At 47.2% G+C, this 11,404-nt stretch carries 12 protein-coding genes; all 12 read right to left on the reverse strand.

The window, feature by feature from the left end; translation table 11 throughout:
• Nucleotides 1–55: 55 nt before the first annotated feature.
• Nucleotides 56–544 carry an NUDIX hydrolase gene (locus Q0V21_RS07045; protein ID WP_079350531.1) on the reverse strand — a complete coding sequence of 163 codons (489 nt, stop codon included), beginning with the start codon at nt 542–544 and terminating at the stop codon, nt 56–58.
• A 176-nt stretch (nt 545–720) separates the two neighbouring features.
• Nucleotides 721–948 (reverse strand): transcriptional regulator, encoded by a 228-nt coding sequence (locus tag Q0V21_RS07050; protein ID WP_079350532.1) that lies wholly within the window; start codon nt 946–948, stop codon nt 721–723.
• A 66-nt stretch (nt 949–1,014) separates the two neighbouring features.
• Complete coding sequence (locus Q0V21_RS07055) at nt 1,015–2,343, reverse strand: MFS transporter (protein WP_079350533.1); 1,329 nt, start codon at nt 2,341–2,343, stop codon at nt 1,015–1,017.
• Nucleotides 2,344–2,363: 20 nt separating this feature from the next.
• Complete coding sequence (locus Q0V21_RS07060) at nt 2,364–2,999, reverse strand: TetR/AcrR family transcriptional regulator (RefSeq protein ID WP_079350534.1); 636 nt, start codon at nt 2,997–2,999, stop codon at nt 2,364–2,366.
• A 60-nt stretch (nt 3,000–3,059) separates the two neighbouring features.
• Nucleotides 3,060–3,827, reverse strand: a complete 768-nt coding sequence (locus Q0V21_RS07065; RefSeq protein WP_079350535.1) for an ABC transporter ATP-binding protein — start codon at nt 3,825–3,827, stop codon at nt 3,060–3,062.
• A 13-nt stretch (nt 3,828–3,840) separates the two neighbouring features.
• Complete coding sequence (locus Q0V21_RS07070) at nt 3,841–6,174, reverse strand: ABC transporter permease (RefSeq protein WP_079350536.1); 2,334 nt, start codon at nt 6,172–6,174, stop codon at nt 3,841–3,843.
• A gap of 35 nt (nt 6,175–6,209) precedes the next feature.
• Nucleotides 6,210–6,950, reverse strand: coding sequence for a thioesterase II family protein (locus Q0V21_RS07075; protein WP_079350537.1), 741 nt, complete (start codon nt 6,948–6,950; stop codon nt 6,210–6,212).
• A gap of 21 nt (nt 6,951–6,971) precedes the next feature.
• Nucleotides 6,972–7,856 carry a hypothetical protein gene (locus tag Q0V21_RS07080; protein WP_179132913.1) on the reverse strand — a complete coding sequence of 295 codons (885 nt, stop codon included), beginning with the start codon at nt 7,854–7,856 and terminating at the stop codon, nt 6,972–6,974.
• Nucleotides 7,853–8,116 (reverse strand): acyl carrier protein, encoded by a 264-nt coding sequence (locus tag Q0V21_RS07085; RefSeq protein ID WP_079350538.1) that lies wholly within the window; start codon nt 8,114–8,116, stop codon nt 7,853–7,855. The genes Q0V21_RS07080 and Q0V21_RS07085 overlap by 4 nt, the downstream gene beginning before the upstream one ends.
• A gap of 15 nt (nt 8,117–8,131) precedes the next feature.
• Complete coding sequence (locus Q0V21_RS07090; protein WP_079350539.1) at nt 8,132–9,181, reverse strand: HAD-IIIC family phosphatase; 1,050 nt, start codon at nt 9,179–9,181, stop codon at nt 8,132–8,134.
• 19 nt (nt 9,182–9,200) lie between these two features.
• A complete protein-coding gene (locus Q0V21_RS07095) occupies nt 9,201–10,052 on the reverse strand; it encodes a 3-hydroxyacyl-CoA dehydrogenase family protein (RefSeq protein WP_079350540.1) in 852 nt (283 codons plus the stop codon).
• A 29-nt stretch (nt 10,053–10,081) separates the two neighbouring features.
• A complete protein-coding gene (locus Q0V21_RS07100; protein ID WP_079350541.1) occupies nt 10,082–11,401 on the reverse strand; it encodes an aspartate aminotransferase family protein in 1,320 nt (439 codons plus the stop codon).
• Nucleotides 11,402–11,404 lie beyond the last annotated feature (3 nt).

Raw genomic sequence — 11,404 nt, forward strand, 5'->3', positions numbered from 1 at the left:
TCTTCTTTATTCAACTCTCGTTACCCGTTAGTTCAATACACGATTCCTCGTACAACTAAACACTCCTTTGAAGCTTGACATTAAATTCTGTCGTTGACGCAGTGACATACTCTATATAATTCACAGAGCCGTTAAAGTTCAAATAAGCTTCATAACGCATGCGGATTCCAGGTAAAGTAATCAAATCCAGAACATTTTCCTTTGGAACCCACCTGCATTCGCTCGTTTCAATAGAAGTAGCTAACTCTCCACCCTCAGCTTTACACACAAAATCAAACATGACCTTCGTAGGGACATCAGTCACACCGTCATACCACTTATGAATTGCTGTATTCGAAACAACACTAATTAAATGGCTAACCGTGGCGTCTATTCCACTTTCCTCTTTGATTTCACGAATGACGCCATCAATCAGATTTTCTCCAACTTCAGTTATCCCACCAGGATACACCCAACCATCGTCATGGGCTTTTACTAAAAGGATATTTCCAGTTCCATCTTCAACAATTCCGCCTGCAGATACAATATGTGTCGGGAACGCCATTTTACAACCTCCAAAAAAGATAAAGTTGTATATTTATTCCACATGATTTGCGACCTTTCCTGCCTTTGTGAGTCTCTAAGAGGTACTCTCCACACGATTGAACTAACCTACCCGTTAGCTTAATGCATCAAGTTTGTAGCCTTAATGCATTCAACCTACCACTTATTCCATTAATCTCACATTGCATTATTATCATTCGGAATTAATTCATACAAGGCACGAACGTCACAACCGATGGAATCGGCGATTGATATGGCCATTTTGAGTGGCATCACTCTTTTGTTATCAATAAAGTCGTAAACTCGTTCTGGTTTAAAAAGCAATTCTTTTGCCAGCCATTCCGCTGACTTTCCGGATTCCATCAATCGTTCATTCAGTAAGCAACGTCCCAGTTCAAATTTCAAGAAGCGATGACCTCCCGCAATTGTTCCATTTTAAAAAATATTAACTCTCCCTCATTCCTTATCCGATTAATCGTGTGCCAATCCCCCCACATCGGGAGGAGATGTAATATCGCTGCTTTGCTCCAGTGATTTGATCATCTTCAGGCGGGACGTTATGAGGGCGATCAGGATCACGAACAGACCTGCAATGATAAACAGCAAGGCGATACCTCTACCCGGCCCGGTTCCAATGATCTGACCCACAGAAGACGCAAGTGCACCGCCCTCCACCATCAGCGGGTTGAACACATGATCGGCCAGAAATCCGGCCAAACTGTACGCGATGATGAAGCCGAGCTGCGACAGAATACCGATGATGCCCCATACCCTGCCCTGCTTCTCATTTGAAATGTTGTTACGCACCAACACATCCGCACTCATGTTGACAAACGGAAGTGACGAGAGGAACAGGAACCCCGCGAAGATGATAAAATAAATGTTCGTGGAGACCCCAAGTAGTGAGAAGGATAGTCCGCACATGATCAAGCCCATCACCAGCACACTGGCGTATTTCTTCGTCATCGTGAATATGCCGATACATAAGCTGCTGATCAGCATGCCGATGGCGCTAACAGACTGAAATGTTCCAAGTGTTTTGGCATCCGTGAAAGACAAGAGCATTGGACCAATCAACGTTTCCAGGAATCCGAGGTAGAAGGTAACCAAAGAGATAATAATGACCAGCAGCAGTACTCCCTTATTGGTTACAACCTCGCGCCATCCCTCCTGAATATCCGTCATCCAGTTTTGGTCTTCCTTTTCCTCCCGCTCGACCTTCATGCTCTTCCGTATAACCAGCACGGCCAGAATGGCGATCAGGAAAGTCGCAATGTTAATGACCAGAATGACTTCAATGGTTGTGATACTGAGCAGTATGCCCGCGATAATGGGTGAAAATAAAAATTTGGAGGATTCGGCCAGCTGCACAAGTCCGCTTCCTTTGGAGAATTGGTCTTTATCCAGCAAATCGGTGGCGGAAGCCTTGTATGCCGGGCTTTGCAGTGCCGAAAACACAGAACTGAATGCTACCCCAACATAGATATGCCATAACTGAATATCGCTCGTAAGCATGATGGTCAGAATAAAAACGAGACCGGCAGCCGAACCCAAATCACCAATGATCATCATCGTTCTGCGGTCAAACCGGTCTGCCAAGACACCTCCAATCGGCCGAAGCAAAATATTGGGCAGAAATGTAAACAAGGTAATGAGGGCAACACTTGTTGCCGTATTCGTCTTTTCAAAAGCATATACCCCCAGTGAGAAGGCTGTGAGACCAATTCCGATCATGGAGATCAACTGACCAAACCATACAACCAGAAACTTACCGAAGGACTTGTGAACCGTGTGTTCCATGGATAGTGCTCCTTTCTCGTTTAGGCTTGATGAGGGAAATACAACCGGGTAACATAGGCGAAGCTTCCTTGTTCCGCTCCCAGAACACGTTCTGTGATATGAGCGAAAGCCTCCACTTTTTTGAGAAGCTGATCTTCTTCCCATTGAAAAATGCCCTGATCCAGTAAAAATTGTGAGGATACCAGTAAAAATTCAATCGATTCCTTGGGATTGGGTGTGTGAAACAATCCTTCCTGAATGCCCTGCTCAACCACTTCAGCCAGGATGGGGCTTAATCGAAGAACTGTCTCAACAAGACTCTTTTGATGCATTTCCACATTTTGTACATGGTGCAATTGCTCAATCAGTCCCAGCTTGTTGTCATCAGGCTGATTCTGCGCCATAATAATGCGAAAAATTTTGTCATGCGCGTTCAGATTCGGATCAGCTACCACACGTTTGGCCGATGCCTCCCCGTTCAAAATAAAACGCATGACAATGGCGTTCATTACCTCTTCCTTGGACTGGAAATAATAATAAAAGGTACCCTTCGCAATGCTGCAAGCCTGGAGGATATCCATGACAGTCGCTTTGGTGTATCCTTTTGTCACGAACAGAATCTCGGCGGCATCCAGTATTTCATTTCTGCGTTCTTCCGGATTTTTGATCAATCTCAACTTCTGTCCTCCAATCCATTAGACCGACTGTCGGTCTATTCTAGTCGTGAAGTTCTACGATTAGAACCCCATTTCAGTTAACCATTGTGACAGATGACTTTCCCGGTTTTTCAGATCCTGACGTTCTCTTGCATATTTACCGATATTTTTGTCAGCGACCAGCTTGCCATCCATCATGAACAGAACCCGTTCCGATCGGGCGGCCACTTTGACATCATGTGTTACCAGGAGAATGGTCGTGCCGGTAGCATTGATGTCCCCGAGAATATCCATAATCTCGTGTGTCGACTTGGAATTGAGTGCCCCTGTCGGCTCATCCCCAAACAGAATATCCGGATTGTTGATCAACGCCCGGCAAATGGCAATCCGCTGCAACTGTCCCCCTGAAGCTTGCGTGATATTGTGTTGAGCCAACGTATCAATCCCCATCTTTTTCATGAGTGACATCGCCCGTGTATTAATTGCATCCCTGCTGCTGTTCTTGGCAAGATACGCCGAAATCACAATGTTGTCGAGCAGGTTCAGGTTTTTGAGCAGATGAATGTTCTGAAAGATAAACCCCATTCTGGTCAAGCGCAGACTGGCCAGATCACTCTCCTGAAATGCCGATATTTTCTTGCCGTTAAAATAGACACTCCCGCCACTGATCTGATCCATGCCACTGATGTTGTACAGCAATGTAGACTTACCTGAGCCGGACGGTCCCATGATCGAGACGAACTCTCCCTTTTTTAACTGGAGATTGATATCTTTCAAAATGCTATGTTCTTCATTTTCGCCGATTGCTACGGATTTATTCACGTCTTTTGCTTCTAGTATCGTTGTCATCGCTGATTCTCCCCTATTCCACGATCATTTTGGATATGCTAGTTTCTTTGATGGACTGGATGCTGATCCAAGCCGTCAATACGATGGTACCTGCAAGCAACAACGGACACAGAATGTACGCCTGTACCGGGTCAATTACGAAGACGATACTGGATGCACCAAAGGTGGACATAATACTGCTGACAAGCAATGGTCCAAGCGTGTTGGACAGTACCGTTCCGGCAGTAACGCCCACGACCAAAATAATAAGCGACATCACTACATACTTCAGTTTGATCTTGGACAAGGCAAAACCGAGACTTCGCAATACAGCTATATCGTTGTTGTCCTTAGCTACCAACATTTGAAGGAACAACGAGGTAATTAATATCGAAATGAATACACCGATAGCCAAGGCCAGCATGGTCACCAGCTTTAATTGCTGAATGGTTCCTCCGAGTGTCTGATCGAGATACCCTTGGAGATCCGTCACTTTGGCAGGAGCGAAGGACGTCTCAAATTCGGCAATTTTGGCCGCCATTTGACCGCGATCTTTCAGATCCAGACTGACCACATACCACAAAACGCTGTCCTTGTTGTATGGCAGCAGAGCTTTCGCTGTTTTCCCACCGTTTGTCACATCCTGATATATACCGCTGACCGTCATGACCTGGTCTTTGCCGTTTACCAGCAGGGTGAGCTGTTCCCCCATTTTCAGACCGAGCTCGCTGCTGTTCGCATCCGACAATGCAATTTCGTTCCCGGTTACTGGCGCATTACCACTGACATAGGACAAAGGGAAAATGCTGAAATCCCCGGTCTCCACGCTCAGATTATCATAGCTGCCCTCCGCATTCCGAACCTTGAACTGGCTGGTTACCAGCGGAGAATACGTTTTGATACTCGGGTCATTTTGGATCTCGGTAATCAGATTCTCATAGCGCTGCTCCACATCGTCCGTATGTCTCAAGTCGATACGAATGTCGCTTTGTCCAACGCCCATATAGGAGATAAAGCTTGGTGCCTGCAAGGTATTGAGGAAGTTAATCGGCACAATCATAATGAACGAACTGACGACAAATACAAATAATAACAAACGAAACATTTTGATTCGCTGTACGACTTCCTTCAGTCCCAGAAAGACAGGTACGGAAGACCAGCGATTGCGGGACAGACTGAGACGATTGCGAACGATCTGCGTATCTCCCAAACTTCCGGTCCGCAGCGCTTCCACCGCAGAGATGGAACGAAACCGCCGCAGTACCGTTCGGCAGAACAGCACCACCATGACAAAGATCAATCCGGCAGCCAGTAATGGCACGGCAAAATGCAGCACGGTTGCAGGTGCTTTGCCCATATACAACATAATATTTGCGACAAACAGCCTGTTTACGCCAAGTGACGCAATGTAACCCAGCAGGGAAGCCAAGCCTGCCATAAATATATACTTCATGAGATACAGTTTCTTGATATCTTTCTCCGCGATTCCAATGGCTTTCATGACACTGATCTCCCGGTAATCCTCTTCAATTGTTGCCAGCATCGTGAACCGAATACAGAGCATGGCGATCAGAATCAGCACAAGACTGACCAATATGATGACGGCTGCTATGACACCATCGGTCATGGCATTAAGTAACTGGAACAGACCGTAAGTCACGACCGGACCGGCATTGGGCAGGCCTGCATTTTGGTAAGCTTGGGTAAACTCTCCTGTCTGTCCAGGGTCCTTTAAGCGAAACTCGATCAGATATTCCATCTCCCCGACGCCCTGCTTCAGTTCCTCCAAATTATTTGAACTCACTACAAAACGTTTGGAGTGAACAACGGAAGGATTCATCTGGGCATCTCGAACAAAATCAACGATGGTATACGAAAGCTGAAATTGTCCATTGTCGATTTGGACCTGATCTCCTATGCTTAATTGTCTTTGCTGCATGTAATATACAGGAACCGCGATCTCCCCATCGTTAACCTGAATGATGTCACTGTTCAAATTCAGCAAATAGTCGAAATCCTGATTCTGTGTAACAAAATCGATATCCATGACACTGCTTTTCTCCGACTCTGCCCCGAAAAACAGATTGGCGCCATCAATATTGACCATCTCTACAATCTGATGCTGTGCAACGGTGGATTGACCCTCGGCCCAACTGTTTACTTTGGCCTGATCCAGTTCTCCGGCATGCATTTGTACAAAGTGTGGTGTCTTGGATTCAGAGAACAGATATTGAATAGAACTCGTCAATTCCATAATCATCCTTGACCCCGAAGATACCAGCAAGGCAGCCAGTAGCACGAAAATAAACAGCGCAGCCGTAATCCCTTTCTTTCTCGTGATATCATTTCTCAGCATTCGTAGCAGCATAAACGAACATGGCTCCTCTCATCTATAAGTTGTTCCTATTCATCTGGAGTCATAAAGCTTGTCAGAACCTGCGCCACCGATGAAGGTTGATGCATCATAAACATATGACTGCCCTCTCTGATGGTCTGAAACTTCATTGGTGATTCAACGTATCGGCCCCATTTCAGCGCCGATTGAAGGGAAACCGTGCGATCTCGTTCCCCCCACAAATACAGCACCGGCATTGACAAAGGCTGATGCTCAAGGCTTGCTGCCGATTCAAGCAGTCTGAAATCAGCCCGAATCACAGGCAGGAAATAATATAGCAGTTCCTTTTCATGCATCAACTCTTGAGGAAGCCCTCCATAGGAGAACAAATGATCAATCAGCCCCTCATCAGACATTCCTTCGTAATGCTGGTTACCGCACTCGGATGGCGTGTTGCAGGCAGATAATACAAGCTGCAGCGTTTGCGCAACATCCGGAATTTCCTGATATAAACGATGTGCAACGAAATAGGCCGTAATTCCTCCCAGACTGTGTCCAAACAACGTACTGCCCGGTCGAATCACATGCAGAATCTGGCTGGTATACAGCTCCACCAGTTGCTGCATGTGCTCCAGAGGAGCTTGGGTATTCAGACCATGGCCCGGAGGTGTGAAGGCCCAAATCTCTGTGTCCGGCAGTTCCCCAACAAGCGGCTGAAAGCTCTGAGAGTGACCGCCAAGGTAGGGAAAACAGACGAGTTGTCTGTTTCCCTTCCCCGTTTGCAACTGTTCAAGATACTTTAATTCCATCCTGTATTCACCACCACTCGCCTACTTCGTGTCCAGAACATAAGCAGGAAATGTCTGGAGCTGAACATCCACTTTTTTGCGTTTGAAGATGACATGAATGACAACTGCGGATATGACAAAGAAGAAGAACTGCATAATTTGCACTTGCGGATTAAAGTAATACAGGTCAATTTGGCTTCCCGTGGCTACGAGCCAGAAGGCTAACAGATAGAATAGCAGTGTACCTCTGGTAGCATTGAAAATGTAGCTCTGGAAAACGATAAATGCCATAAGTTGAACAACATAGTATATGTAGGTGGTTGAGGTGCCAAAGGAGGAAATCAGGTAACCCGGAAGCACCCATAATCCAAACAACAGACCTGTGAGCAAACCACTTGTGACGTTATTTTTCAGCTTTCCTTGCAGAAAGGGTAGCAAAAATCCGATCCAGCCGAACAACCCGCCAATGAGTCCCGTTTCCTTAACCAAATTCAGAATACCGAGCCAAATCATTTCCGGTACACTATATGTCAGCTCAGGGACTGGTATGCCGAACAACAAGGAACCAAAGTGCATCGTTGAAGCGAAGACGATGGAAATTCCGATAATGAGCGGAATCCAGAATAGGTCCTTTTTGCGTGGAACCAGCTTTAGAAACATGCCTTTGAGCGCTTTCTTGCCGCCCATCAAATAACAAGTAATTAATCCGGCAATCGAAGGTGAGTACAGCGCAATGATTGCGAGCGGATGCATCAGGTGTAATTCACCTGTGATCGGGACGATGTAGTCGGCAAAGAACATAAACAAACTTGCAATGCCGTAACACGCACCAAAGGAAATGCCCAAAAACAGATACATGTATTTGTTGGATGGACTGGTTGCCGGACTTGTGACTGGACGGATGGATGCCTGATTCGCTGAAATCATATCGCCGCCCCCTTCGCAGTCAGCTTTCTCTCAATCAGATCCTGAAGGCGGTTAATGGTGCAAAAATTGGACAAATCCAGATCCTCATTCCCGATTTCAATCTGGAATCTACGTTCCACAAAGTCAACCAAACGCATCGCAAAGAGTGAATTGACAAACCTCAGCTCAAAGTAATTGTCATCATCGTTAATTGGAGTGTCCTCATGATCCATAGTAAGGTTGTTTCCGATGAATTCTCGAATTTCCTGACGATAATCCACTGCCCTTCCCCCTTGTTATTGATGTTGCCCCTCAGGCACACAAACTTCAATGTAATCTGGAAACTCCACAGCTTGCTGCAAGTTATGATAAAACAATACGTTTCCGTCCTCATCTGCGGATCTCTGCTGAAATCCAGCAAAACGGTAGCTGATGTTCATCATCCGGTTTTTTCCCGTATCTTTGAAGTCAGCCAGCATCTGTTTCTCCTGCTTCCTGGCTTCACGCATAATGTGAGTAAGCAGCACACTGCCCGCCCCTCTGGACATGACTCGGCAAGACATTAGCAGCATGTTCAGTCTCCATACATCTGGTTGCATATGAATCAGCGCAAGTCCAATCTTTCCATACGTCCCGTATTTGTCCTCCAGTTCACACACCAGTAACAGGTGATCCTGCGAGGTCATCAATTGATGCAGTTCCTCATAACTGTAAGTAATGCCTGTGGCATTAAGCTGATTGGTGCGAACCGTAAGTTCCTCCGCACGCTGCAGGTCTTCTTCGGCGGCTTCGTAGATGACAAACTTCATGCCAAGGCTGGCCAGAAATTGTTCAGATGGCCCTTCATACTGATCCTCCGCCTGCTTGCGGATTGAATCAGCTTGGTACATATGCCTTCTGCGCGCGGAGTCTGCTGTAATGAACCGGGGCATAAGCCTCGGATCATCAAGCAAGGTCTCGTATTGATCCGCCTGAAGAACATGGATGTCTGCATGGACACTTTGCACTTCCTCCAGTTCAAAGGGCTGATCATCCACAAACATAAGCGCATCCATGCCGATATTAATGTTCTGCTGAATACGCTGAACAGAGACAGACTTTGCATGCCAATGGATTTCGGGATACAGAAAATATTCGGCAATGCCCAGTTCAACAAGTTTTGTCCAAGCCATCTCTGCATCATTTTTACTGGCAATAGAGTGCAAAATACCTCGTTGGTCGAGTTTTTCGATCACCTCCTTAATGCCCGCCTTCAGTTGTACATCCCCCGTCTCAAGCAAAACACCATCCCAAATCGTATGATCCAGATCCCAAACGATACATTTGATATCCTTGCTCCGTTCCATGGACATGCCCTCCTTCATTTTAATAGGCATAGAATCCCTGACCTGTCTTGCGTCCCCATTGTCCGGCATCAACCATTTTTTGCAGCATCGGACAGCATCGGAATTTTGGGTCCTGATAACTGTCGTACAATACTTGGAGTGAGTGCACGACCGTATCCAGACCAATTAGATCGGCGGTCTCCAGAGGGCCCATCTGATAGTTAAAACCCTTTTTCATAATGGCATCTACCTGCTCAGGCGTTGCAATGCCATCCTGTACAATGAACGCCGCTTCATTCATCAGCAGATGGGACAGACGATTGGAGACAAATCCGGGCAAATCCTCGATCACAACCGGACTCTTCCCGATACTCTCCAGAAACGCCACCATTTCTCGTTCGGTATCCGGTGTGGTATGGTGGCCTTTAATCACCTCAACCATCGATTTGACGGGAACCGGATTCATTAGATGCACCCCGATGGCCCTGCCGGGATCAGGCAGAAAGGAGGCCAGCTTCGTGACGGAAATACAGCTCGTGTTCAAGGCAAATATCACATCCGAACGCGCCCTGGTGCCCAGACGTTCATAGACTTCCTTTTTCAATTCCAGATTCTCGGTTACATTTTCAATAATGATATGAGCTTCTTCAATCCCCGCATCCTGTGTCTGGAACGAGACTCGCTCCATAATCTGGCTCAGTGGAACATCTCCGTATCCCCGCTTCAAAAAGCAAGCTGAACGGTATTCACGACGGATGGTTTCAGGTGCCTGGGCGACAGCTGTTTCGGAAATATCCTGCAGAATCACCCGGTATCCAGCCCTCGCAACATCCAGTGCTGTAGCACAGCCCATCACCCCTGCGCCGATAATTGCAATGAGTTGATTATGCAAACCTAACCACTCTCCTTGTTGAGCTATCGTCAGATCAGTTCGTCATAAAGCTCTTTCATCTCCGCCAGTGCGGCAGGAACACGCTCGCTGAACCAGGCAACATCCTTCATGTCCAGCATGATATTTGGGTACATCCGCGAGAGTGTTGACACTAGAATGCCATGCTCGGCAAGCTTGCCGTTCAACAAAATATCAAAAGACATTAATTCAAACGTATACTCAGCCGTATCCTGAAGCGGTTCTGTACAGCAGTGATAAGAGGCACAGCCCGGAGGCCCCTGAACAATCAGCGGGAGTCCAACCTTTCCTGCTTCCCGGAGGAGCACATCATGAATCATCTCGGCATGACGGTTCATGGTGTCCATAGCCTGTCCCCCGTTGCGGCCAAGCATCTCCAACGTTGCCTTTACTGCAGCCGTGCCCAGCGGATACCCATTGAACGTTCCCGCATGAATCACTTTTTTGTCCACAAGCAGCTTCATGATCTCCGACTTTCCAACCAGTGCGGATACTGGCACCCCGCCGCCAGCGATCGCCTTTCCAAGTGTCGTCAGGTCCGGCGTCACACCGAACATCTGTTGAGCCCCGCCCAGTCCCATGCGGAATCCGGTAATAATTTCATCGAAAATGAGAACGACCTGATGATCGTCACATAGCTGTCTCACTTTGTGCAGATAACCTGGAGCAGGCATCACTCCACCTCCATTGACACATACGGGCTCCATGATGACGGCTGCGATGTCATCACCTTGCTGCCGGAACAGTTCCTCCAAACGTTCGGTGTCATTCCATGGCAGCAGATAGGACTGGGACTCCATGACATCCCTTGCCCTTCCTTTCGTTCCTTTCATGTCGCCAGGATAGTCGGAAGGAACCGGCAGACCTGTACGTGCGGTCTTGCCGCCCATAATATTATCCGCATTGCCATGATAGTGGCCTTCGAAGCGGACAAAGCGGTTTTTCCCTGTCCATGCTCGCGCAAGTCGAAGTGCATTCTGAACAATCTCCGTACCGGATAACCCGAAACGAATCATCTCTGCCGAAGGTACATATTGATGGATTAATTCCAGAGCCTCTGCATCCAGATCACAATGACTCACGGACAGAACACGATCAATGGTTTCTTTTAGACACTCGTTATACTCCTCATTCCCATGACCTACGATCAGGGCACCAAACCGGGCATACAGGTCCAGATACTCGTTACCATTCATGTCCGTCACTCTGCTTCGGGAAGCATGCGTGAAATGGAGCGGCGTTTCTTCCCAAGGAAGATGAAAATTATAATGCACGCCTCCGGGCAGTCGTTGCTTCACCCGCTGGTTATAATCCGACATGTCTGTAATCATCCC

The sequence above is a fragment of the Paenibacillus sp. 11B genome, from assembly GCF_030487755.1.
In the GTDB taxonomy this organism is placed as follows: Bacteria; Bacillota; Bacilli; order Paenibacillales; family Paenibacillaceae; genus Paenibacillus; species Paenibacillus vandeheii.

What these genes read in the sequence shown, in the direction of transcription:
- Q0V21_RS07045 (WP_079350531.1), bottom strand. Translation starts at nt 544, where the DNA reads ATGGCGTTCCCGACACATATTGTATCTGCAGGCGGAATTGTTGAAGAT.
- Q0V21_RS07055 (WP_079350533.1), bottom strand. Translation starts at nt 2,343, where the DNA reads ATGGAACACACGGTTCACAAGTCCTTCGGTAAGTTTCTGGTTGTATGG.
- Q0V21_RS07065 (WP_079350535.1), bottom strand. Translation starts at nt 3,827, where the DNA reads ATGACAACGATACTAGAAGCAAAAGACGTGAATAAATCCGTAGCAATC.
- Q0V21_RS07070 (WP_079350536.1), bottom strand. Translation starts at nt 6,174, where the DNA reads ATGCTGCTACGAATGCTGAGAAATGATATCACGAGAAAGAAAGGGATT.
- Q0V21_RS07075 (WP_079350537.1), bottom strand. Translation starts at nt 6,950, where the DNA reads ATGGAATTAAAGTATCTTGAACAGTTGCAAACGGGGAAGGGAAACAGA.
- Q0V21_RS07080 (WP_179132913.1), bottom strand. Translation starts at nt 7,856, where the DNA reads ATGATTTCAGCGAATCAGGCATCCATCCGTCCAGTCACAAGTCCGGCA.
- Q0V21_RS07090 (WP_079350539.1), bottom strand. Translation starts at nt 9,181, where the DNA reads ATGGAACGGAGCAAGGATATCAAATGTATCGTTTGGGATCTGGATCAT.
- Q0V21_RS07100 (WP_079350541.1), bottom strand. Translation starts at nt 11,401, where the DNA reads ATGATTACAGACATGTCGGATTATAACCAGCGGGTGAAGCAACGACTG.